The organism is Streptomyces sp. NBC_01481 (genome assembly GCF_026339995.1).
Classification (GTDB): Bacteria; Actinomycetota; Actinomycetes; order Streptomycetales; family Streptomycetaceae; genus Streptomyces.
Map to the genome: position 1 here is coordinate 1,424,489 of NZ_JAPEPT010000001.1, position 23,530 is coordinate 1,448,018.

The 23,530-nt window shown below is 68.2% G+C and carries 21 protein-coding genes; 16 read left to right on the forward strand and 5 right to left on the reverse strand.

Annotated elements, in window-relative coordinates:
- Window positions 1-274 precede the first annotated feature (274 nt).
- The 6 genes from OOK40_RS06550 to OOK40_RS06575 all read left to right on the forward strand — a co-directional run bounded on the left by OOK40_RS06550 (window position 275) and on the right by OOK40_RS06575 (window position 7,456).
- Window positions 275-1,069, forward strand: coding sequence for a PspA/IM30 family protein (locus OOK40_RS06550; protein WP_266477245.1), 795 nt, complete (start codon window positions 275-277; stop codon window positions 1,067-1,069).
- A 9-nt stretch (window positions 1,070-1,078) separates the two neighbouring features.
- Complete coding sequence (locus OOK40_RS06555; protein WP_266477247.1) at window positions 1,079-1,357, forward strand: hypothetical protein; 279 nt, start codon at window positions 1,079-1,081, stop codon at window positions 1,355-1,357.
- A 135-nt stretch (window positions 1,358-1,492) separates the two neighbouring features.
- Window positions 1,493-2,713 carry a sensor histidine kinase gene (locus OOK40_RS06560; protein WP_266477249.1) on the forward strand — a complete coding sequence of 407 codons (1,221 nt, stop codon included), beginning with the start codon at window positions 1,493-1,495 and terminating at the stop codon, window positions 2,711-2,713.
- The gene (locus OOK40_RS06565; RefSeq protein WP_266477251.1) at window positions 2,710-3,396 is read left to right on the forward strand and encodes a response regulator transcription factor; all 687 of its coding nucleotides are present in this window, start codon (window positions 2,710-2,712) and stop codon (window positions 3,394-3,396) included. Before OOK40_RS06560 ends, OOK40_RS06565 begins: the two co-directional genes overlap by 4 nt.
- Window positions 3,397-3,552: 156 nt before the next feature.
- Window positions 3,553-6,684 (forward strand): efflux RND transporter permease subunit, encoded by a 3,132-nt coding sequence (locus OOK40_RS06570; RefSeq protein ID WP_266477253.1) that lies wholly within the window; start codon window positions 3,553-3,555, stop codon window positions 6,682-6,684.
- Window positions 6,685-6,778: 94 nt separating this feature from the next.
- Entirely contained in the window at window positions 6,779-7,456 is a 678-nt protein-coding gene (locus OOK40_RS06575) for an alpha/beta fold hydrolase (protein WP_266477255.1), read from the forward strand.
- Window positions 7,457-7,527: 71 nt separating this feature from the next.
- On the opposite strand, the gene nadA is transcribed toward OOK40_RS06575, so the two are convergent.
- Window positions 7,528-8,718 carry a quinolinate synthase NadA gene (gene nadA / locus OOK40_RS06580; RefSeq protein ID WP_266477257.1) on the reverse strand — a complete coding sequence of 397 codons (1,191 nt, stop codon included), beginning with the start codon at window positions 8,716-8,718 and terminating at the stop codon, window positions 7,528-7,530.
- 438 nt (window positions 8,719-9,156) lie between these two features.
- Here nadA and OOK40_RS06585 point away from each other — a divergent pair, with 438 nt between their 5' ends.
- A complete protein-coding gene (locus OOK40_RS06585) occupies window positions 9,157-9,513 on the forward strand; it encodes an iron-sulfur cluster assembly accessory protein (RefSeq protein WP_108148255.1) in 357 nt (118 codons plus the stop codon).
- An 84-nt stretch (window positions 9,514-9,597) separates the two neighbouring features.
- Here the strand turns inward: OOK40_RS06585 and OOK40_RS06590 are convergent, their stop codons facing one another.
- Together OOK40_RS06590 and OOK40_RS06595 are read right to left on the reverse strand one after the other, a co-directional pair.
- Window positions 9,598-11,076, reverse strand: coding sequence for a hypothetical protein (locus tag OOK40_RS06590; protein WP_266477261.1), 1,479 nt, complete (start codon window positions 11,074-11,076; stop codon window positions 9,598-9,600).
- 118 nt (window positions 11,077-11,194) lie between these two features.
- Window positions 11,195-11,401, reverse strand: coding sequence for a hypothetical protein (locus tag OOK40_RS06595; RefSeq protein WP_266477263.1), 207 nt, complete (start codon window positions 11,399-11,401; stop codon window positions 11,195-11,197).
- A 130-nt stretch (window positions 11,402-11,531) separates the two neighbouring features.
- Between OOK40_RS06595 and OOK40_RS06600 the strand changes: the two genes are divergently transcribed.
- Window positions 11,532-12,506: a carbohydrate kinase family protein gene (locus OOK40_RS06600; RefSeq protein WP_266477265.1), complete on the forward strand. Its 975-nt coding sequence runs from the start codon at window positions 11,532-11,534 to the stop codon at window positions 12,504-12,506.
- 132 nt (window positions 12,507-12,638) lie between these two features.
- Here OOK40_RS06600 and OOK40_RS06605 read toward each other — a convergent pair whose 3' ends face one another.
- Entirely contained in the window at window positions 12,639-14,021 is a 1,383-nt protein-coding gene (locus OOK40_RS06605) for a cysteine desulfurase/sulfurtransferase TusA family protein (protein WP_266477267.1), read from the reverse strand.
- A 249-nt stretch (window positions 14,022-14,270) separates the two neighbouring features.
- Here OOK40_RS06605 and coxB point away from each other — a divergent pair, with 249 nt between their 5' ends.
- The 4 genes from coxB (at window position 14,271) to OOK40_RS06625 (ending at window position 18,727) form a co-directional block, all read left to right on the forward strand.
- On the forward strand, window positions 14,271-15,227 hold the full coding sequence (gene coxB, locus OOK40_RS06610; RefSeq protein WP_266477269.1) for a cytochrome c oxidase subunit II: 957 nt from the start codon (window positions 14,271-14,273) through the stop codon (window positions 15,225-15,227).
- Window positions 15,224-16,960, forward strand: coding sequence for a cytochrome c oxidase subunit I (gene ctaD / locus OOK40_RS06615; RefSeq protein WP_266477270.1), 1,737 nt, complete (start codon window positions 15,224-15,226; stop codon window positions 16,958-16,960). Before coxB ends, ctaD begins: the two co-directional genes overlap by 4 nt.
- Window positions 16,957-17,355, forward strand: a complete 399-nt coding sequence (locus OOK40_RS06620; protein WP_266477272.1) for a cytochrome c oxidase subunit 4 — start codon at window positions 16,957-16,959, stop codon at window positions 17,353-17,355. The genes ctaD and OOK40_RS06620 overlap by 4 nt, the downstream gene beginning before the upstream one ends.
- A gap of 121 nt (window positions 17,356-17,476) precedes the next feature.
- A complete protein-coding gene (locus OOK40_RS06625) occupies window positions 17,477-18,727 on the forward strand; it encodes an Ig-like domain-containing protein (protein ID WP_266477274.1) in 1,251 nt (416 codons plus the stop codon).
- A 16-nt stretch (window positions 18,728-18,743) separates the two neighbouring features.
- Here the strand turns inward: OOK40_RS06625 and OOK40_RS06630 are convergent, their stop codons facing one another.
- On the reverse strand, window positions 18,744-19,145 hold the full coding sequence (locus tag OOK40_RS06630) for a hypothetical protein (RefSeq protein WP_266477276.1): 402 nt from the start codon (window positions 19,143-19,145) through the stop codon (window positions 18,744-18,746).
- A gap of 178 nt (window positions 19,146-19,323) precedes the next feature.
- Between OOK40_RS06630 and OOK40_RS06635 the strand changes: the two genes are divergently transcribed.
- From OOK40_RS06635 to OOK40_RS06650, 4 genes are all read left to right on the forward strand, one after another.
- Complete coding sequence (locus OOK40_RS06635) at window positions 19,324-19,944, forward strand: heme-copper oxidase subunit III (protein ID WP_266477278.1); 621 nt, start codon at window positions 19,324-19,326, stop codon at window positions 19,942-19,944.
- Window positions 19,945-20,021: 77 nt separating this feature from the next.
- Window positions 20,022-20,831 carry a c-type cytochrome gene (locus tag OOK40_RS06640; protein ID WP_266477279.1) on the forward strand — a complete coding sequence of 270 codons (810 nt, stop codon included), beginning with the start codon at window positions 20,022-20,024 and terminating at the stop codon, window positions 20,829-20,831.
- Window positions 20,828-21,883 carry a ubiquinol-cytochrome c reductase iron-sulfur subunit gene (locus OOK40_RS06645; protein ID WP_266477281.1) on the forward strand — a complete coding sequence of 352 codons (1,056 nt, stop codon included), beginning with the start codon at window positions 20,828-20,830 and terminating at the stop codon, window positions 21,881-21,883. Before OOK40_RS06640 ends, OOK40_RS06645 begins: the two co-directional genes overlap by 4 nt.
- A complete protein-coding gene (locus OOK40_RS06650; RefSeq protein WP_266477283.1) occupies window positions 21,880-23,505 on the forward strand; it encodes a cytochrome bc complex cytochrome b subunit in 1,626 nt (541 codons plus the stop codon). Before OOK40_RS06645 ends, OOK40_RS06650 begins: the two co-directional genes overlap by 4 nt.
- Window positions 23,506-23,530: the final 25 nt, after the last annotated feature.

Below are 23,530 nucleotides of genomic sequence, written 5' to 3' on the forward strand. Positions count from 1 at the left end.
TTGGAACCCATGGACCCAACGCCGGTGGGGAACGATCCCGCAACACCGAGCGTCAGTACAGAACAGAAGCCGGTCACAAGCCGGACAGAGCGGACGTCGCCCGTGGTTTTCCTGACGGTCACCTACTCCTTGGGCCGGATCGGCCCCGTGAGCAGTCGTCCTTGGGGAGGAGCGCATCCGCTCCCGAACAGTGCGGTAATAGATGCAGGGCCCGTACTGTGGGTTCTGTTGGAGTGCTGAAGCTGAGTCCGTCAGAAGGGGGCGCGCGAAGCCCATGAGCGGTGTCATGAAGCGTATGGGGATGATCTTCCGCGCGAAGGCAAACAAGGCCCTTGACCGGGCCGAGGATCCGCGCGAGACCCTCGATTACTCGTACCAGAAGCAGCTGGAACTGCTGCAGAAGGTGCGCCGCGGAGTCGCCGATGTGGCGACCTCCCGCAAGCGGCTGGAATTGCAGCTGAACCAGCTGCAGGGACAGTCGACCAAGCTGGAGGACCAGGGCCGCAAGGCGCTGGCGCTGGGCCGTGAGGACCTGGCGCGCGAGGCGCTGTCCCGCCGTGCCTCGCTCCAGCAGCAGGTCACCGACCTTGAGACACAGCACCAGACGCTGCAGGGTGAGGAGGAGAAGCTCACTCTCGCGGCCCAGCGGCTGCAGGCCAAGGTCGACGCCTTCCGTACGAAGAAGGAGACCATCAAGGCCACGTACACAGCGGCCCAGGCACAGACCCGGATCGGCGAGGCCTTCTCGGGTATCTCCGAGGAGATGGGCGACGTCGGCCTGGCGATCCAGCGGGCCGAGGACAAGACCGCGCAGCTGCAGGCCAGGGCGGGCGCGATCGACGAGCTTCTCGCCTCCGGCGCCCTGGACGACCAGTCCGGGATGGCGAAGGACGACATCGCCGCCGAGCTGGACCGCATCTCCGGTGGTACTGATGTAGAGCTGGAGCTGCAGCGGATGAAGGCCGAGCTGGCGGGCGGCCCGAGCTCCTCGCAGCAGGCGATCGAAGGCGGCAACGGCACGCAGGACGCCGCTTCGCAGCAGAACCGCCCGAAGTTCGACAAGCAGTAGGGACTCGTCATGATCGTACGGATCATGGGGGAGGGTCAGCTGGAGGTGGCTCAGAGCCATCTCACCGAACTGAACAAGCTCGACGACGAGCTGCTGGCCGAGATGGAGAGCGGCGACGGCCCCGGCTTCCGCCGCACTCTGCACGCGCTCCTGGAGAAGGTCCGGGAGCTCGGCGAGCCGCTGCCGGACGACTCCCTGGAGCCGTCCGAGCTGATCCTTCCCGCTCCGGACGCGACGCTCGAAGACGTACGGGAACTGCTCGGCGACGACGGCCTCATTCCGGGCTGACGATCCCCGGCCGGCCTCCGCACTCCAACAGACAGCGTGCCCCGCCCCGGTTGATCCGGAGCGGGGCATTCTGCTGTTTTCTGCTGTGCTCGCGGGTGTACGCGGCTGCCGCGGCACGCCGTACCGTTGCTCGATGTGACCTCATTCGCCACCGGGTTCGCCCGCACCCAGCACTGGCTCCGCGCGCATCCGCTGGCGCTGGACGGCGCGCTGGCCGCGGTCGTGCTGGTCTGTATGGTCGCCGGATCCTTCGCCGACCCGAACGGGCGGCACGGCCCGGAGTTCGGCAGCCGCACCCCCGAGCTGCGCAGTGTGGTGCTGATGGTCCTGGTGGCCGGGGCGCTCGTCTTCCGCCGCCGCAACCCGATGCCCGTCCTGGTCTTCACCGGAGTGGTGTCCGTCTTCGAGCTGGTCGTGGGGGAGCCGCCGGCCCCGGTCGCGATGAGCGCGGTGATCGCGCTCTATACGGTCGCCTCGCGCACCGACCGGCCCACCACCTGGCGGGTCGGCCTGCTGACCATGACCGTGCTGACCGGCGCGGCGATGTTCTTCGGCTCGACCCCCTGGTACACGCAGGAGAACCTCGGCATCTTCGCCTGGACCGGGATGGCGGCGGCCGCCGGCGATGCCGTGCGCAGCCGCCGCGCCTTCGTCGACGCGATAAGGGAACGGGCCGAGCGCGCCGAGCGCACCCGTGAGGAGGAGGCCCGGCGGCGGGTCGCCGAGGAGCGGCTGCGGATCGCCCGCGATCTGCACGATGTGGTCGCGCACCACATCGCCCTGGTCAATGTGCAGGCCGGAGTCGCGTCGCATGTCATGGACAAGCGCCCCGACCAGGCCAAGGAGGCCCTCGCCCATGTGCGGGAGGCCAGCCGCTCCGCGCTCAACGAACTGCGTGCCACGGTCGGACTGCTGCGGCAGTCCGGCGACCCCGAGGCCCCCACCGAACCGGCTCCCGGCCTCGAGGTCCTCGACGAGCTGGTCGTCACCTTCCGGCAGGCCGGACTGCCGGTCGAGGTGGCCCGCGCCGACGACGGCGTCCGGCTTCCGGCCGCCGTCGACCTCGCGGCGTACCGGATCATCCAGGAGGCCCTGACCAATGTGCAGAAGCACGCGGGCTCGGACGCCAAGGCCGAGGTCAGCGTGATCCGGGTCGGCGCGACGCTGGAGGTCACGGTCCTCGACAACGGAGTGGACCCTGACGGGCAGACGGACGGCGGCGGCCACGGTCTGCTCGGGATGCGCGAGCGGGTCACGGCACTCGGCGGGGCGCTGACTGCCGCCCCCCGTTACGGCGGCGGCTTCCGTGTGCAGGCGATACTTCCTCTCAAGACCCGTACGGGGGAGGACAGATGACGATCAGGGTGCTGCTCGCCGACGACCAGACACTGCTGCGCAGCGCGTTCCGGGTCCTGGTGGACTCCGAACCCGACATGGAGGTCGTCGCCGAGGCCGCGGACGGCGCCGAGGCTCTCGCCCTGGCCCGCTCCGCCAAGGCCGATGTGGTCCTGATGGACATTCGGATGCCCGGTACGGACGGGCTCGCCGCGACCCGCATGATCAGCGCGGACCCGGAGCTGGCGCACGTACGCGTCGTCATGCTCACCACCTTCGAGGTCGACGAGTACGTCGTGCAGTCACTGCGGGCCGGGGCCTCGGGCTTCCTCGGCAAGGGCGCGGAACCGGAGGAACTGCTCAACGCCATCCGGATCGCCGCCGCGGGCGAGGCGCTGCTCTCGCCGGTCGCCACCAAGGGCCTGATCGCCAAGTTCCTCGCGCAGGGCGGCACGTCGGACGACGGGCAGGAGACCCAGGCGTACTCCGAGCGCCTTGCCGGGCTCACCGGCCGCGAGCGCGAGGTCCTCGTCCTGGTCGGCGGGGGCCACTCCAACGACGAGATCGCCGAGCGTCTCGCGGTCAGCCCGCTGACGGTCAAGACCCATGTGAACCGGGCGATGGCGAAACTGGGCGCCCGCGACCGCGCCCAATTGGTGGTTGTCGCGTACGAATCGGGCCTGGTACGTCCAAGGGTGGAGTGAGCCGGCGGTCCGCCTACTCCAGCTGCGGTATGCGCGGCATAAGGAACGGGACCTGGGAGCGACGGTCGGGCCTCTTCGAATGCCTGATCGTATAAGCGGGCAGCTGTGCCCCCCTTCGAGTCCTTCCTGCCGCGCAAGCCACAGAAGAGAGACCCCATGTCCTGGCTGTCCAGATTCAGCCTGTCGCAACGGGCCCTTGTCGGTCTGATGTCGATCGTCGCGATCGTCTTCGGAGCGATCGCCATCCCGCAGCTCAAGCAGCAGCTGCTGCCCTCCATCGAGCTCCCGATGGTGTCGGTGCTCGCCCCCTACCAGGGCGCGTCCCCCGATGTGGTCGAGAAGCAGGTCGTCGAACCGCTCGAATCGACCCTCAAGGCCGTCGACGGCATCAAGGGGATCACCTCCACGGCGAGCGAGGGCAACGCCGTGATCATGGCCAGCTTCGAGTACGGGGACGGCACGAAGCAGCTCGTCGCCGATGTCCAGCAGGCCGTGAACCGGGCCCGCACCCAGCTGCCCGAGGACGTCGACCCGCAGGTTGTCGCCGGTTCGACGGACGACATCCCGACCGTCGTCCTCGCCGTCACCTCGTCCAAGGACCAGCAGGCGCTGGCCGACCAGCTGGAGCGCACCGTCGTCCCGGCCATCGAGGACATCGACGGCGTCGGACAGGTCTCGGTCGACGGTGTCCAGGACCTGCAGGTCTCCGTCACCCCCGACGAGAAGAAGCTCGCGGCCGCGGGCCTGAACACCCAGGCCCTCGGCGAGGCACTCAAGGCGGGCGGCGCCACCATGCCCGCCGGTTCCTTCTCCGAGGACGGCAAGAGCCGCACCGTCCAGGTCGGCGGCGGTTTCACAACGCTGCAGCAGATCGAGGACCTGCGGGTGACCCCGGTCAAGGGCAGGCCCGTGCGCCTCGGTGACATCGCCACGGTCAAGCAGGAGGAGTCCGAGCGGGTCTCCATCACCCGTACGAACGGCAAGCAGAGCCTCGCCGTCCTCGCCACCATGGACAACGACGGCAGCGCAGTCGCCATCTCGGACGCCGTCAAGGACAAGCTGCCCAAGCTCCGCAAGGATCTGGGGTCCGGCGCCGAGCTGACCGTCGTCTCAGACCAGGGCCCGGCCGTCTCCAAGGCGATCTCCGGTCTGACCACCGAGGGCGCGCTCGGCCTGCTCTTCGCGGTCATCGTGATCCTGGTCTTCCTGGCCTCACTCCGCTCCACCCTGGTCACCGCGGTCTCCATACCGCTCTCGGTCGTCCTCGCGCTGATCGTGCTGTGGACCCGCGACCTGTCGCTCAACATGCTCACGCTGGGCGCGCTGACCATCGCGATCGGCCGGGTTGTCGACGACTCGATCGTGGTCCTGGAGAACATCAAGCGGCACCTCGGCTACGGCGAGGAGCGGCAGAGCGCGATCATCACCGCGGTCAAGGAGGTGGCCGGTGCGGTCACCGCGTCCACGCTGACGACGGTCGCGGTGTTCCTGCCGATCGGCCTGGTGGGCGGCATGGTCGGCGAGCTGTTCGGCTCGTTCTCGCTGACCATCACGGCGGCGCTGCTCGCCTCGCTGCTGGTCTCGCTGACCGTCGTGCCGGTGCTCTCGTACTGGTTCCTGCGCGCGCCGAAGGCCGTACGCGGCATCGACCCGGAGGAGGCCCGGCGCAAGGCGGAGGAGAAGGAGGCGCGCAGCCCGCTCCAGCGGCTGTACGTCCCGGTGCTGCGCTTCGCGACCCGTCGCCGCTTCACGAGCGTCGCCATGGCGCTGCTCGTCCTCGTCGGCACCTTCGGCATGGCGCCCCTGCTCAAGACCAACTTCTTCGACCAGGGCGAGCAGGAGGTCATGTCCGTCAAGCAGGAACTGGCCCCCGGCACCAGCCTGGAGGCGGCCGACGCCTCCGCCAGGAAGGTCGAGAAGGTCCTCGACGGCATCGACGAGATCAAGGACTACCAGGTCACCGTCGGCTCCTCCGGCTTCCTGGCGGCCTTCGGCGGCGGTACGGGCGCCAACCAGGCCTCCTACCAGCTCACGCTGAAGGACGCGGGGTCGTACGAGAAGACCCGCGACCGCATCGACGAGGAACTCGGCAAGCTCAAGGGCATCGGCGAGACGACGATCGCGGCGGGCGACGGCTTCGGCAACCAGGACCTGAGCGTCGTGGTCAAGGCGTCCGACGCGGACACCCTGAAGAAGGCCTCGGAGGCGGTACGGGCCGAGGTCGCGAAGCTCGACGACGTCACCGACGTACAGAGCGACCTGGCGCAGAGCATCCCGCGGATCTCCGCCCGGGCGAACGCGAAGGCCGCGGACGCGGGCTTCAACGAGACCACGCTGGGTCTGGCCGTCGGCCAGGCGGTGCGCGGCACCCCCTCGGGCAAGGCGATCCTCGACGACACCGAGCGCGATGTCGTCATCACCTCCGCCAAGCCGGCCACGACGCTGGCCGAGCTGCGCGACCTCTCGCTCGGCGCGGTGAAGCTCGGTGAGATCGCCGATGTGAAGCTGGTCCCGGCCCCGGTCTCGATGACCCGGATCGACGGCTCGCGGGCCGCGACGATCACGGCGAAGCCGACCGGGGACAACACGGGCGCGGTCTCCGCCTCGCTCCAGAGCAAGCTGAAGTCCCTGGACCTCCCGGAGGGCGCGACCGCTTCGATCGGCGGCGTCTCCTCCGGTCAGGACGACGCCTTCGCCTCGCTGGGCCTGGCGATGCTGGCGGCGATCGCCATCGTCTTCATGCTGCTGGTGGCGACGTTCCGGAGCCTGGTCCAGCCGCTGATCCTGCTGGTGTCCATCCCGTTCGCGGCGACCGGCGCGCTCGGTCTGCTGATCGTGACGGGTACGCCGATGGGCGTCCCGGCGATGATCGGCATGCTGATGCTCATCGGCATCGTGGTCACCAACGCGATCGTGCTGATCGACCTGATCAACCAGTACCGGGCCCAGGGTCTGGGCGTGGTGGAAGCAGTCGTCGAGGGCGGCCGCCACCGGCTCCGCCCGATCCTGATGACGGCACTGGCGACGATCTGCGCGCTGCTCCCGATGGCGCTCGGCGTCACCGGCGAGGGCGGCTTCATCGCCAAGCCGCTGGCGGTGGTGGTGATCGGTGGTCTGATCACCTCGACGCTGCTGACGCTGCTGCTGGTGCCGACGCTGTACGCGATGGTGGAGCTGCGCAAGGAACGCCGCGCCAAGAAGAAGGCGGCGAAGCGGGCAGCCGGGTCGGGCGCGGCGAGTGAGCCGAACTCCGAGAAAGCGGAGGAACCGGCTCCGGCAGGCGTGTAACCAGACGCGAAGCACCGCACCCGGCGGCGATCCCTTGTGGGGGACGCGGCCGGGTGCGGTGCTTTTGGGGTGATTTAGGGGTAAGGAGAGTCGCATGACGAGGTACGTACTGATCCCCGGCGCGGACGGCCGCGCGTGGTACTGGCACCTGGTCGTGCCCGAGCTGCGCGCACGTGGCCATGACGTGGTGACCATGGACCTGCCCCAGGACGAGTCCGCGGGTCTCGCCGAGTACACCGACGCTGTCGTGCGGGCGATCGGCGCGCCCACGGGCGGCGAACTCGTCCTCGTCGCGCAGTCGCTGGGCGGATTCATCGCCCCGCTCGTCTGCGAGCGCATCCCCGTCGACGGGCTGATCCTGCTCAGCCCCATGGTGCCGGCCCCCGGCGAGAGCGCGGGTGACTGGTGGGCGAACACCGGTCAGGCCAAGGCCCGTGCGGCCTTCGCGGTGCAGGAGGGCCGGGACCCGGACGCGGCCTTCGACATGCTGACCGACTTCTTCCACGACGTTCCGCAGGAGGTGACCGTGGAGGCCATGACCCAGGGCGAGGCCGGACCGACGGTGGCCGTGTTCACTCAGCCCTGGCCTTTGAGCACCTGGCCGGACGTCCCCACCCGCTGCATCCAGGGGCGTGAGGACCGGTTCTTCCCGCTCGACTTCCAGCGCCGCATCGCGCGCGAACGACTGGGCATCACCGTCGAGGAGATGCCCGGCGGACACCTCCTCGCGCTGAGCCGCCCGGCGGAACTGGCCGACCTGATCACCCGCTAGCCCTGTCCGCAAAGGGGGGGCGCCCCGGCCGCAATCGGCCGGGGCGCCCCCTCGCAGGCACAGCGCAAGCGTTACGGCAGCGCCAGCATCCGCTCCAGCGCGAGCTTCGCGAAGCTTTCCGTCTCCTTGTCGACCTGGATCCGGTTGACCAGGTTGCCCTCGGCCAGCGACTCCAGCGCCCACACCAGGTGCGGCAGGTCGATGCGGTTCATCGTCGAGCAGAAGCAGACCGTCTTGTCGAGGAAGGCGATCTCCTTGTCGGGGTGCGCGTTCGCGACCCGGCGGACCAGGTTGAGCTCGGTGCCGATCGCCCACTTGGAACCGGCCGGGGCCGCCTCCAGCGTCTTGATGATGTACTCCGTCGAGCCGACGTAGTCCGCGGCGGCCACGACCTCGTGCTTGCACTCGGGGTGGACGAGGACGTTCACGCCCGGGATCCGCTCGCGTACGTCGTTGACCGAGTCGAGCGAGAAGCGGCCGTGCACCGAGCAGTGCCCGCGCCAAAGGATCATCTTGGCGTCCCGCAGCTGCTCGACGCTCAGCCCGCCGTTCGGCTTGTGCGGGTTGTACAGGACGCAGTCGTCGAGCGACATGCCCATCTCGCGCACCGCGGTGTTGCGCCCCAGGTGCTGGTCGGGGAGGAAGAGCACCTTCTCGCCCTGCTCGAAGGCCCAGTCCAGCGCACGCTTGGCGTTCGACGACGTGCAGATCGTGCCGCCGTGCTTGCCGGTGAAGGCCTTGATGTCCGCCGAGGAGTTCATGTACGAGACGGGCACGACCTGCTCGGCTATGCCGGCCTCGGACAGTACGTCCCAGCACTCGGCGACCTGCTCGGCCGTCGCCATATCGGCCATCGAGCAGCCGGCGGCCAGGTCGGGCAGCACGACCTTCTGGTCCTCGGAGGTCAGAATGTCCGCGGACTCGGCCATGAAGTGCACACCGCAGAACACGATGTACTCGGCCTCCGGCCGGGCCGCGGCGTCCTTGGCCAGCTTGAAGGAGTCGCCGGTGACATCGGCGAACTGGATGACCTCGTCGCGCTGGTAGTGGTGGCCGAGGACGAAGACCTTGTCGCCGAGCTTCTCCTTGGCCGCGCGGGCGCGCTCCACCAGGTCCGGGTCGGACGGGGACGGCAGGTCGCCGGGGCACTCCACGCCGCGCTCGCTCCTGGGGTCGGCCTCGCGGCCGAGCAGCAGCAGGGCGAGCGGCGTCGGCTGGACGTCGAGCTCAGGGCGGGCTTGGGCGGTGGTCACGTCACGCACCCTTTCTCTTCTGCAGAGGCACTTCTCGTCTATTTGACGCTATCTATCATAACTGCTTCACGTCACTTTGACGATGTCCATAGCGTCGATGTGACGCACCCCCCTGCTCCCTCCCGTACACCCCCGGTACACCCCGCCGTCCACAGGTCGCTGCCCCTAGGGGGTGTCCGGCGGATCAGGCTGGGCTCGCGACGCCCTGCGACTCCGTCTCCTGCGTTGTCGTCGGTCGGCATGGCTCCGCCATGCCTCTCTCCTCCGCCTTGGTTCCGAAGCCGCATGACGCCGCTCCCTGATCCAGCCTGATCCGCCGGACACCCCCTCGCTGGGCCGGTGTGCGAGCATGAAGGGGAAAGACCAGGGCTCGCCCGGAATGAATCCCGGGCCCCGCCGGTTGCAACCGTCGGCAAGCAGTCTCCGTACAACCCGGGAGAGAAGCAGATGTCCGTATCGGACGAGACCACCACCGTGAGCGACGGCATCCTCCTGTCCGACGCCGCCGCGGCCAAGGTCAAGGGCCTGCTGGAGCAGGAAGGCCGGGACGACCTGGCGCTGCGCGTGGCCGTTCAGCCCGGCGGCTGCTCGGGCCTGCGCTACCAGCTGTTCTTCGACGAGCGCTCGCTCGACGGCGATGTCGTCAAGGACTTCGGTGGCGTCAAGGTCGTCACCGACCGGATGAGTGCCCCGTACCTGGGTGGCGCGTCCATCGACTTCGTGGACACGATCGAGAAGCAGGGCTTCACGATCGACAACCCGAACGCCAGCGGGTCCTGCGCCTGCGGCGACTCCTTCAGCTAAGGCTTCGTACCTCGCACGTACGAAAGGCGGCGGCCCCGATGCCGGGGCCGCCGCCTTCGTATGCTCTTTTCGTGTGACCGCGTGCTACTTCGCCGGGACGGACGGCCTCGCCGGGATGGCCTCACCCGTCGCCGCGTCCACGACCTTCCGGTCGCCCAGCGGCTTGTCCAGCGTCACCTTCGCGGTGATCTCCTTGGCGATGGCGATGCAGACCCGGCCGGGGTCGGGATTCGTCTCGACGATCCGGACCGACACCGAGGTGCCGCTCTCGCTCGCCTTCGCCGCGTAGTCGCTGCACACACCGCCCCAGAAGGTCAGGGCCAGAGTCCGCCCGCTCACGGTGTAGGACTCGATACGCCGGTCGGACGGTGCCGGGGGAGTCTGCGGCGGCTCGGTCGGCCTGATGTCCTGCTGCGGCGGAGTGGTCTCCTTCAGATACTTCGGGTCCACGGCGAGCTGCGTGACCGTGAACGGCTCGGCGCCGCCCTTCGGCTTCACCTCGAACAGCCACGACGGTACGAGCGCCTGCTGCCCGTCCACGTACTGCGCGGCCAGACCGAACACGGCCTTGGTGACCGTCAGTTGCTCCGGACCCTTCACCCTGGTCTTCGGCGTGCACGGGGTCTCGGGCTTCTGCTCGCCCTCCAGCGGCACCGGCGTGGCGCAGCCGCCGATCCCGATCGTGCCGCTGCCTCCGGAGTCCTTGTTCAGCTGCTTCAGCGCCTCCTGGGCCGAGATCACCGGGTACTCGTCGCTCTTCAGGGGCGTCTTCAACTGCCCGCTGCCGCCCACCACATGACCGTCCGCGCCGACCTGGATCCCGGTCGTCCAGCCGTATGTCGGCAGCCCGTCGACCAGCGGGTCGGCGTTCACCACGCGCACCGCGCCCATCAGTTGGCGTGCGTCCAGATCGGCGTCGCTCTGACCGAGCGCCTTCAGTACGGGCGACGCGGATTTTTTCGCGGCCTCCTCAGTCACGGGGCTCGCGCCCGTCGGTGAGGTCTCGCCGCGCGCAGGGCACTCCTTGCCCTTCAGGCAGTTGTCGCCGCCCGGTGTCGCCACGAACCGTGCGAAGGTCCAGGTGCCCGGCGCCTGCTTGTTGACCTGGAGCAGGGGGCCCGCGCCGTCCTTGTCCGCCCCGATCTTCCAGGCCGGTCCGACCAGCCGGGGTGTGCCCGGCAGTCCGAGTGCCTTCGCCAGCCGGGTCACCTCGGCCGCGGTCACGGCGCCCTTCGTACGGTGGACAGCGGCCTCGGCCGGTCCGGCCGGCAGCTTGCCCTCGGCCTTGTAGACCACGCCGCCGCCCGAGGGGTCGGGCTCACCGGGCGCGATGCCGCCCCGGTCCCCGCCCTCCGTACGGCCGTCGACAGCGAGCGGGGGCGGATTGCCGCCGCGGCCCGGCGCGCCGCTCTTGGCGTCGGCGCTGCCGTGGCCGCCCCCGAAGCCCGCGGTCGCGAAGTACGTACCCCCGCCCGCGACCAGCACCGCCGCCGCCACCGAGGCGACGGCGAACGGGGAACGCCGGCGGCGGGGGCTGTCGTGCGTGTCTTCCGTACTGCTCACCGCATCGCTCCTTGTCTCCGTGACCCCGTCGCACGGGGTCACGGATGGGACGGAGCGGGGGAGCGCACGGTTCCCTTGCGCGCGCTCAGTTGTGCGCCCTGGGTTGTACGCCCTTGACTCAGTCGCCGTATTCGGACATGGCGTCGAGCAACCTGGCCGAAGACGCCGGTACCACGACACCATGAATGTGCGACGGAGGCACGGGAGCGGGAACGGCGGCCGCGGGAACCACCCAGTGGGGTGCCATTCGCGCGCAATCTCCGCGCAGCTGGGCCAGACTGATCTCGGACTCTCGCGGCTCGCGCCGGGCGATGGGCTTCGTCATATCCGCACCGTATGCATCGGGGGTCCATGACAAAAGGCCTACTATCGGGTAGTTTCCGCACTTCAGTGCGGGCGCCCAAACCCGGTAGCGTTAACTGTCAACGCCACCCCGCCACAGGAGCGTCCTCGCCGTGCGAATCGCAGTCACCGGCTCCATCGCCACTGACCACCTCATGACTTTCCCCGGCCGCTTCGCCGACCAGCTGGTCGCGGACCAGCTGCACACGGTCTCCCTCTCCTTCCTGGTCGACAACCTCGATGTCCGCAGGGGCGGTGTCGGCGCCAACATCTGCTTCGGCATGGGCCAGCTGGGCAGCGGGCCCATCCTCGTCGGCGCGGCCGGATCCGACTTCGACGAGTACCGCGCCTGGCTCGACCGCCACGGCGTGGACACCTCGTCCGTCCGGATCTCCGAAGTCCTGCACACGGCGCGCTTCGTGTGCACCACGGACGCCGACCACAACCAGATCGGCTCCTTCTACACCGGCGCCATGAGCGAGGCCCGCCAGATCGAGCTGAAGTCCGTCGCGGACCGGGTCGGCGGCCTCGACCTCGTCCTGATCGGCGCGGACGACCCCGAGGCGATGCTCCGCCACACCGAGGAGTGCCGGACCCGCTCCATCCCGTTCGCCGCGGACTTCTCCCAGCAGATCGCGCGCATGAGCGGCGACGACATCCGCACGCTCCTGGACGGCGCCACCTATCTCTTCTCGAACGAGTACGAGAAGGGGCTCATCGAGTCCAAGACGGGCTGGACCGACACCGAGATCCTGGGCAAGGTCGGCACCCGGGTCACCACCCTCGGCTCGAACGGCGTCCGCATCGAGCAGGAGGGCGAGGAGCCGATCGAGGTCGGGTGCCCCGAGGAGGACGCCAAGGTCGACCCGACCGGCGTCGGTGACGCGTTCCGCGCGGGCTTCATGTCGGGCCTGTCCTGGGGCGTGGGCCACGAGCGCGCGGCGCAGGTGGGCTGCATGCTGGCGACGCTGGTGATCGAGACGCTGGGCACACAGGAGTACACGCTGCGTCGGGCGCACTTCATGGACCGCTTCACGAAGGCGTACGGCCACGACGCGGCGGCCGAGGTCAGGACCCACCTGAAGTAAACCCGGGGCTCCGCCCCCGGACCCCCTTATTCAGCCCGTCCGGCGTATGAGGACATGCGGCCGAAGGTCGCATACGGGGGTCTGGGGGCTCGCCCCCAGTTGTTGGAAGGGGCGCCCCGCGCAGCGGAGCCCTCACACCACCCGCCGCACCACATACGCCACGCCCCGCTCCGCCCCCTCCTCCCCCACATACTCCTGCCCCCGCATCTCGCACCACGCCGGAATGTCCAGCCGCGCCGCCTCGTCGTCCGAGAGCACCGTCACCGTGCCCCCCACCGGCACGTCCCCGATCACCTTCGCCAGTTCGATCACCGGGATCGGGCACCGCTTCCCGAGCGCGTCCACCACCAGGGACGCCGTCCCCGCCGTCGCGGCAGGCGAGACGGGCGCGCCGAGGCGTTCGCGTACCTCCGCGACCACCCCCGGCAGGACCTCCAGGAAGCGGTCGACGTCCTCCTCCGGTGTCCCGAGGGGGAGCGAGACGCGGACATTGCCCTCCGAGAGCACCCCCATCGCCCTCAGCACATGGCTCGGCGTGAGCGTGCTGCTCGTACAGGAGGAGCCCGAGGAGACGGAGAACCCCGCTCGGTCCAGTTCGTGCAGCAGAGTCTCTCCGTCGACATAGAGACAGGAGAAGGTGACGAGATGGGGGAGCCGCCGCACCGGATCCCCCACCACCTCCACATCCGGGACCAGCTCCGGCACGCGCGCGCGGATCCGGTCCACCAGGACCCGCAGCCGTACCGCCTCGTCCGCCGCCTCCGCCCGCACCGCCCGCAGCGAGGCCGCCGCCGCCACGATCCCCGGGATGTTCTCGAAGCCCGCCGACCGCCCCGACTCCCGCTCGTCGGCGGGACCTCGGGGGGCGAACCGGACACCCTTGCGTACGGTGAGCAGCCCCACCCCCGCCGGGCCGCCCCATTTGTGCGCGCTGCCCGTGAGGAGCGACCAGTCCCCGGTCACCGGTCCCCACGCGAGTGACTGCGCCGCGTCCACCAGCAGCGGCACCCCGGCCGCCCGGCAGGCGTCGGCGACCTCGGAGACCGGCTGCTCCGTGCCGACTTCGTGGTTGGCGGACTGCAGACAGGCCAGCGCGGTGTCCTCGCGCAGGGCAGCGCCGAAGGCTGCCGCGGACACCGCGCCCGCCCGGTCCACCGGGACCTCGGTCACCGTCCCGCCCTCCGCCCCCTCGTACGCGCCCGCCGAATGGAGCACCGAGGAGTGCTCCACCGCGGAAACGACCAGGTGACGCCCGACACGCCGACGCGCCGCAAGCGCGCCGGAAATTCCCAGGTGAACCGCGCGCGTCCCCGAAGGAGTGAACACGAGCTCGTCCGGGCGGCAGCCCACGGCCTCCGCCGCCGCCTCCCGCGCCGCGTCCAACAGCAGCCTGGCGCGCCGCCCCTCGCGATAGAGCCGGGCCGGGTCGGCCCAGCCCTCGTCGAGGGAAGCCTGCAGGGCCTGCCGGGCGACCGGGTGCAGCGGAGCGGAGGAAGCGACATCGAAGTAAGGCACATCGCCACGCTAACTCCAGTACGCGGAAGGGGCGTCAGAAGCCTGCCGGAGGCCGGGATTCCAGGGGCTTTCCATCCCTTCGGGGTGTCGGACGGCGCGTTGGGCACCCTCCCCGCGCGACCCCAAATAGCGTCCAGTAGGGTTTGGTCCGCATAAACATCCAAACCCCTGCCCGCGTCAGGGCCGGCGACCGACCAGCGAGACGGCCGCGGCATGCCGCGCGGGCCGAGACTCTCGGGAAGGCGCTACGTGAGTCCCAACGGCTCCGACCGCTCGTCGCGGCGCCCGATGCGGCGGAAGCTGCTCCAGGTGCTGACCGCGGGCGTGGTCCTGGCGACCGCCTCCGGTTGCACATACAAGGACTTCCCCCGCCTGGGAATGCCCACCCCGGTAACGGAGGAGGCGCCCCGGATCCTCTCCCTCTGGCAGGGCTCGTGGGCGGCAGCGCTCGTCACGGGCATCCTGGTGTGGGGGCTGATCATCTGGAGTGTCATCTTCCACCGGCGCAGCCGCACCAAGGTGGAGGTACCTCCGCAGACCCGGTACAACATGCCCATCGAGGCCCTGTACACGGTTGTTCCGCTCATCATCGTTTCGGTGCTCTTCTACTTCACCGCGCGTGACGAGACGAAGCTCCTCGCTCTCTCCAAGCCCGCCCACACGGTCAATGTGGTCGGCTACCAGTGGAGCTGGGGCTTCAACTACATCGAGAACGTGGCAGGCTCCACGGGTGACGCCAAGGCCGACAAGAACCTGGGCGCCATTCCGGACAAGTACCGCGCGGACTTCCCGGCGAACGCGGGCGGCGTCTACGACGCCGGTGTCCCGGGCACCCGGAATCCGCAGAACGGCAACCCGGGCCCGACCCTGTGGCTGCCCAAGGGCGAGAAGGTCCGGTTCATCCTGAGCTCTCGCGACGTCATCCACTCCTTCTGGGTCCTCCCCTTCCTCTTCAAGCAGGACGTCATCCCGGGGCACACCAACGTCTTCGAGGTGACCCCCACCCGTGAGGGCACATTCAGGGGCAAGTGCGCCGAGCTCTGCGGCGTCGACCACTCCCGGATGCTCTTCAACGTCAAGGTCGTCTCCCCGGAGCGTTACCAGCAGCACCTGAAGGAGCTGGCGGAAGAGGGGAAGACCGGCTACATCCCGTCGGGCATTGAGCAGACGGACCCGGCCAGGAATGCGGAGAAGAACCAACTGTGAGCATCCTCAACGAACCTCAGGGTGCCGCCGCAGCAGCTGACGACTCGTACGAGAACGAGCTGCCGGTACGGCGCAAGCAGCCGGGCAATGTGGTCGTGAAGTGGATGACCACCACTGACCACAAGACCATCGGCACGATGTACCTGGTCACGTCGTTCGCGTTCTTCTGCATCGGCGGACTGATGGCGCTCTTCATGCGCGCCGAGCTGGCCCGTCCCGGCACGCAGATCATGTCGAACGAGCAGTTCAACCAGGCGTTCACGATGCACGGCACGATCATGCTGCTGATGTTTGCGACGCCGCTGTTCGCCGGATTCGCGAACTGGATCATGCCGCTGCAGATCGGCGCGCCCGACGTGGCGTTCCCGCGGCTGAACATGTTCGCGTACTGGCTGTACCTCTTCGGCTCGATCATCGCGGTGGCCGGCTTCCTCACCCCGCAGGGTGCGGCCGACTTCGGATGGTTCGCCTACTCCCCGCTGTCGGACGCGGTCCGCTCGCCGGGTGTCGGCGCCGACATGTGGATCATGGGTCTGGCCTTCTCCGGCTTCGGCACGATCCTCGGTTCGGTCAACTTCATCACCACGATCATCTGCATGCGTGCTCCCGGCATGACGATGTTCCGGATGCCGATCTTCGTCTGGAACGTGCTGCTGACCGGTGTGCTGGTCCTGCTCGCCTTCCCGGTGCTTGCCGCCGCGCTCTTCGCGCTGGAGGCGGACCGCAAGTTCGGTGCGCACATCTTCGACGCGTCCAACGGCGGCGCGTTGCTGTGGCAACACCTCTTCTGGTTCTTCGGCCATCCAGAGGTGTACATCATCGCCTTGCCCTTCTTCGGCATCGTCTCGGAGATCATCCCGGTCTTCAGCCGCAAGCCGATGTTCGGTTACATCGGCCTGATCGGCGCGACCATCGCGATCGCCGGTCTGTCCGTGACGGTGTGGGCGCACCACATGTACGTCACAGGCGGCGTGCTGTTGCCGTTCTTCTCCTTCATGACCTTCCTGATCGCGGTACCGACCGGTGTGAAGTTCTTCAACTGGATCGGCACCATGTGGAAGGGCTCACTGTCCTTCGAGACACCGATGCTCTGGACGATCGGCTTCCTGGTCACCTTCACCTTCGGTGGACTGACCGGCGTCATTCTGGCTTCGCCCCCGATGGACTTCCACGTCTCCGACTCGTACTTCGTTGTCGCGCACTTCCACTACGTCGTCTTCGGCACCGTGGTCTTCGCGATGTTCGCCGGATTCCACTTCTGGTGGCCGAAGTTCACGGGCAAGATGCTGGACGAGCGGCTCGGCAAGATGACCTTCTGGACGCTGTTCATCGGCTTCCACGGCACGTTCCTGGTGCAGCACTGGCTGGGTGCCGAGGGCATGCCGCGTCGTTACGCGGACTACCTGGCCGCCGACGGATTCACGACGCTGAACACCATCTCGACGATCAGCTCGTTCCTGCTCGGCATGTCGGTCCTGCCGTTCTTCTACAACGTCTGGAAGACCGCCAAGTACGGCAAGAAGGTCGAGGTCGACGACCCGTGGGGCTACGGCCGTTCGCTCGAATGGGCGACGTCCTGCCCGCCGCCGCGGCACAACTTCCTCACCCTGCCGCGGATCCGCAGCGAATCCCCGGCGTTCGACCTGCACCACCCGGAGATCGCGGCGCTCGACCAGCTCGAGACGCATGGTGCCGGCACGGCCATCAACGGCGGTAAGGAGGCAGGCAAGTGAGGATCCAGGGCAAGATGTTCCTCTGGCTGAGCGTCTTCATCCTCGCCATGGGCATCGTCTATGGCGTGTGGTCGAAGGAGCCGGCCGGTACCACCGCGCTCATCATGGGCTTCGGCCTCAGCATCATGATCGGCTACTACCTGGCCTTCACGGCCCGGCGAGTGGACGCCATGGCGCAGGACAACAAGGACGCCGACGTGGCGGACGAGGCCGGCGAGGTGGGGTTCTTCTCCCCGCACAGCTGGCAGCCGCTCTCGCTGGCCTTCGGTGGTGCGCTCGCGTTCCTCGCCGTCGCCTTCGGCTGGTGGCTGCTGTACTTCTCGGCTCCGATGATCCTGGTCGGCCTGTTCGGCTGGGTGTTCGAGTACTACCGCGGTGAGAACCAGAACCAGTAGCACCGCGTCAGCAACGCACAGGACGGGCCCGGGTCCCCCTCACTCCTGAGGGGGACCCGGGCCCCCTCCATTTGCAGTCACTCGGCGCGCCGTTGCCGAGTGATCTTCATAACGTGTGCTTATGAACCACACGCCGCACATCCGCACCGTCCTCAGCTGCACCCTGCTGGTCGTCTCCCTCGGGGCGGGCGCGACCGCGTGCGGCGACTCGGACAACCCGCTCGCCGCGAAGCCCTTCGACGCCTCCGAGCAGGTCTCCTTCAACACGCCCACCGGCGACGAGAAGGTGGACCCGGACAAGCCGCTGGAAGTCACCGCCGAGGGTGACGGCGGCCGCATCACCGACGTGACCGTCATAGATGACTCCGGCCACTTCCTCGCGGGCGAACTCGACGCCGACGGCACCCGATGGCGTTCCACCGGCTCCCTGTCGGCCGGCGCCAAGTACACGGTCAGGGTGGCCACGGAGGACGTGAACGGCGCCCCGGGCGTCCGCACGCTGACCTTCGAGACCGCACCCGCCTCCAAGTTCCTGACGGTCAAGTTCGGCCCCAAGGCGGGCACGTACGGGGTCGGCCAGCCCATCACCGCCGAGCTCAGCCTCCCCGTGAAGGACAAGGCGGCCAGAGCCGTCGTCGAACGCGCCCTGAAGGTCCAGTCCAGCCCCGCCGTGGAAGGCGCCTGGCACTGGGTGGACGACAAGAAACTGCACTTCCGCCCCAAGGAGTACTGGCCCAGCGGCGCGACCGTGAACGCCGTCAGCAACCTCCAGGGCGTCAAGGTCTCCGCCAAGCTCTACGGCGGCGCCTCGAAGGCGTTGAAGATCACCATCGGGGACCGTATCGAGGCCATCACCGACGCCGGATCGCACCAGATGACGGTCAAGCGCAACGGAGAAGTGATCAACACCATTCCGGTGACCACCGGCAAGCCCGGCTTCTCCACGCGCAACGGAATCAAGGTGGTGCTCGGCAAGGAGTACTTCGTACGGATGCGCGGTACCAGCATCGGCATAGCGGAGGGCAGCGCCGATTCGTACGACCTGCCCGTCTACTACGCGACGCGTGTCACCTGGAGCGGCGAGTACGTCCACGCCGCGCCCTGGTCCGTCGGCTCACAGGGGTACGAGAACGTCAGCCACGGCTGCACCGGAATGTCCACCGGCAACGCCGCGTGGTTCTTCGAGACCGTCAAGGAGGGCGACATCGTCAAGGTCGTCAACAGCGCCGGTGACGAGATGGACCCGTTCGGCAACGGCTTCGGCGACTGGAACCTCGACTGGGAGAAGTGGCTCAAGGGCAGTGCCCTGGTGGCCGACACCCCGGACGGCAGCAGCACCGCCGACGCGGCACGGCTGCGTCCTGAGGTCTGACCGGCGCGGACGCTGCTCACGCCTCCACGGCGAGCCGGCCGCGCAGCAGGGCGGCCAGTGTGTCCGCGAACTCCACCGGATCGACCGGAAGGGTCACCGCGGCCTCCGCGCGGCTCCAGGTGGCCAGCCAGGCGTCTTGCGGGCGGCCGATCAGCAGCAGCACGGGCGGGCAGTTGAAGATCTCGTCCTTGATCTGCCTGCAGACACCCATACCGCCCGCGGGAACCGTCTCTCCGTCCAGGACGCAGACGTCGATACCGCCGTCGTCCAGCCGCTTGAGTACGGCGGGAAGGGTCGCGCACTCGACGAACTCGACCGGGGGAACATCGGCCGCAGGCCTGCGTCCAGCCGCCAGGCGCACTTGCTCGCGCGTGTTGGCGTCGTCGCTGTAGACCAGGACCGTGGCGCTCGACTGCATTGTTCCTCCGAATCGACGGCGGCACTGCATCAGGAACCGATGCGCGGATGCTACTCCGATCAACTGGCTGTCAACAGCTCTTCGGACATGGCTTCGATGGGCCGTTCGGGCTGGACAGAGCCCACTGACACACCGAACGGCACCCCCCGGAGTGAGGGCGGGATAAGCGACCGACATAATGTCGGTCGTGGCGACAGCAACGACAGTAGAAACCGGGCACGCGCACCCGTCGGTCAATCGGCCGAACCTCACCAGCGTCGGAACCATCATCTGGCTGAGTTCCGAGCTGATGTTCTTCGCGGCCCTCTTCGCGATGTACTTCACCCTGCGATCGGTGACGGGCGCAGAGCACTGGAAGGAAATGGCTTCGGCCCTCAACTTCCCGTTCTCGGCGACGAACACCACGATCCTGGTGCTCTCCTCCCTCACCTGCCAGCTCGGCGTATTCGCCGCGGAGCGGGGCGATGTGAAGAAGCTCCGCGCCTGGTTCGCGCTCACCTTCGTGATGGGTGCGATCTTCATCGGCGGTCAGGTCTTCGAGTACACCGAGCTGGTCAAGAAGGACGGCCTCTCGCTGTCCTCGGACCCGTACGGCTCGGTGTTCTACCTGACCACCGGCTTCCACGGCCTGCACGTGACGGGCGGCCTGATCGCCTTCCTGCTGGTCCTCGGCAGGACGTACGCGGCCAGGAGATTCACTCACGAGCAGGCAACCGCCGCCATCGTCGTGTCCTACTACTGGCACTTCGTCGATGTCGTCTGGATCGGCCTCTTCGCCACGATCTACATGATCAAGTAACGGCGCGGGCACTCGCTGCCTGAAGCAGACACAGTCCAGAAGCATCGACGCAGAAGATCCTGACACCGGGGTAATCCGTGAAAAAGCTCTCCTCACGACGACGCCATCCGCTGGCGGCGGTCGTCGTCCTACTCCTCGCGCTGGCGGCAACTGGGGGGCTGTACGCCGCGTTCGCACCCGCGGACAAGGCGCAGGCCGATGAAACCGCCCAGTCCCTCGCCATCAAGGAGGGCAAAAAGCTCTACACCGTCGGCTGCGCCAGCTGCCACGGACCCGGCGGTGAGGGCTCCTCTGACGGCCCGTCCCTCGTCGGCGTGGGCTCCGCCGCGGTCGACTTCCAGGTCGGTACCGGCCGGATGCCGGCCCAGCAGCCCGGCGCGCAGGTGCCGAAGAAGAAGGTCATCTACTCGCAGAGTGAGATCGACCAGCTCGCGGCGTACATCGCCTCCCTCGGCGCCGGTCCGATCACGCCGACCGAGAAGCAGTACAGCCCCGAGGGTGCGGACATCGCCAAGGGTGGCGACCTGTTCCGTACCAACTGCGCCCAGTGCCACAACTTCACCGGTGAGGGCGGTGCCCTGACGAACGGCAAGTACGCCCCGAACCTTGAGGGCGTGGACCCCAAGCACGTCTACGAGGCCATGCAGACCGGCCCGCAGAACATGCCGTCCTTCCCCGACACGACGATGCCGGAGAAGCAGAAGCAGGACATCATCAAGTACATCCAGACCGTGAACGGTGAGGACTCCGAGAGCCCCGGCGGCCTCAAGCTCGGTGGCCTCGGCCCCGTCGTCGAGGGGTTGTTCGGCTGGATCTTCGGTCTGGGTGCGCTCATCGCAGTCGCCGTCTGGGTCGCGGCCCACACCGCTAAGGCCAAGAAGTCATGAGTAGCCAAGAGATTCCAGAAGAGAACCTGCCCTCAGAGCAGGACGCAGCCGCGCACGGCGCGGTAGAGGTCGCGGAGGATCCGTTCGCGGACCCGGGCCTGCCCGCCCACAAGCCGCGTGTCCAGGACATCGACGAGCGGGCCGCCAGGCGCTCCGAGCGCACGGTCGCCTTCCTGTTCACGCTGTCGATGCTGGCCACGATCGCCTTCATCGCCTCGTTCGTGACCTTCCCGGTCAACAAGATCGTCTTCATCTTCCCGTTCGGGCACGTCAGCGCGCTGAACTTCTCGCTGGGTCTGACCCTCGGGATCGCGCTCTTCTGCATCGGCGCGGGCGCGGTCCACTGGGCCCGCACCCTGATGTCCGATCAGGAGATCGCCGACGAGCGTCACCCGATCGCGGCGGAGCCCGAGGTCCGGGCCAAGGTCATGGCCGACTTCGCGGCCGGCGCCGAGGAGTCCGGCTTCGGCCGGCGCAAGCTGATCCGCAACACCATGTTCGGCGCGCTGGCCATGGTGCCGCTCTCCGGTCTGGTGCTGCTGCGCGACCTGGGCCCGCTGCCCGAGAAGAAGCTGCGCTCGACGCTGTGGGCCAAGGGCAAGCAGCTCATCAACGTGAACACCAATGAGCCGCTGCGTCCCGAGGACGTCGTCGTCGGTTCGCTGACCTTCGCCATGCCCGAGGGCCTGGAGGAGGACGCGGAGGACTTCCAGAAGGAAATCGCCAAGGCGGCCCTCATGATCGTCCGGATTCAGCCGGACGACATCAAGGACAAGCGCGAGCTCGAGTGGTCGCACGAGGGCATCGTGGCGTTCTCGAAGATCTGCACGCACGTCGGCTGTCCGATCAGCCTGTACGAGCAGCAGACGCACCACGTGCTCTGCCCGTGCCACCAGTCCACCTTCGACCTCGCCGACGGCGCCCGCGTCATCTTCGGCCCGGCCGGTCACCGCCTTCCGCAGCTGCGGATCGGCGTGAACGCCGAGGGCAACCTCGAGGCGCTCGGCGACTTCGACGAGCCTGTCGGTCCTGCCTTCTGGGAGCGCGGATGAGTACTACAGCAGAGTCCAAGCGCAAGGCGCCCGCCGGCGAGCGGGTGGCCGACTGGGCGGACGGCCGACTGGGGATCTACGGCCTGGCCAAGGCCAATATGCGCAAGATCTTCCCGGACCACTGGTCCTTCATGCTCGGTGAGATCTGCCTCTACAGCTTCATCATCATCATCCTCACGGGTGTGTATCTGACGCTGTTCTTCCACCCGTCGATGAACGAGGTGGAGTACCACGGCAGTTACATCCCGATGCAGGGTGTGCGGATGTCGGAGGCGTACTCCTCGACGCTGGACATCAGCTTCGATGTCCGTGGCGGTCTGCTGATCCGGCAGATCCACCACTGGGCGGCGCTGATCTTCATCGCGGGCATGCTCGTGCACATGATGCGCGTCTTCTTCACGGGCGCCTTCCGCAAGCCGCGCGAGGTCAACTGGCTGTTCGGCTTCCTGCTGCTGGTGCTCGGCATGTTCACCGGCTTCACCGGCTACTCGCTCCCGGACGACCTGTTGTCCGGTACGGGTGTCCGCTTCATGCAGGGCGCGATCCTGTCGGTGCCGGTGGTCGGCACGTATCTGTCGATGTTCCTGTTCGGCGGGGAGTTCCCCGGCGGCGACTTCGTGGCCAGGTTCTACTCGGTCCACATCCTGCTGCTGCCCGGCATCATGATGGGCCTGCTGGTGGGGCACCTGATCCTGGTGTTCTTCCACAAGCACACGCAGTTCGCGGGTCCCGGCCGGACCAACAAGAACGTCGTCGGCATGCCGCTGCTGCCGATCTACATGGCCAAGGCCGGAGGCTTCTTCTTCCTGGTCTTCGGTGTCATCGCGGTGGTCTCGGCGGTCGCCTCGATCAACCCGATCTGGGCGCTCGGCCCGTACCGTCCGGACCAGGTGTCCACCGGCGCCCAGCCCGACTGGTACATGGGCTTCTCCGAGGGCCTGATCCGGGCGATGCCCGGCTGGGAGATCAATGCCTGGGGCCACACCCTCGCCCTGGGTGTCTTCATCCCGCTGGTGATCTTCCCGCTGGTCCTGGTCGCGATCGCGGTCTACCCGTTCGTCGAGTCCTGGATCACCGGGGACAAGCGCGAGCACCACATCCTGGACCGCCCGCGCAACGCCCCGACCCGTACGGCCTTTGGCGTGGCGTGGCTGACCTGGTACTTCATCCTGCTGATCGCCGGTGGAAACGACATGTTCGCCGTGTTCTTCCATCTGTCGATCAACAGCATCACCTGGTTCGCCCGGATCGGCTTCTTCGTCGGCCCGGTCATCGCCTTCGTCATCACCAAGCGGATCTGCATGGGTCTGCAGCGTCGCGACCGGGACAAGGTGCTGCACGGACGCGAGTCCGGCATCATCAAGCGCCTGCCGCACGGTGAGTTCGTCGAGGTCCACGAGCCGCTCAGCCAGGGCGCGCTGCACACGCTCACGGTGCACGAGCAGTACGAGCCGGTCGAGATCGGCCCGACGGTCGACGAGAACGGTGTCGTGCGCAAGCCCACCCGCAGCCAGAAGCTGAGGGCAAAGCTGAGCAAGAGCTACTACGGCGAGGGGAACCAGATCCCCAAGCCGACGGCCGACGAGTTCAAGGAGATCACGAGCGGCCACGGCCACCACTGATCCCACCCGGCCGCGTGCGCGGTCG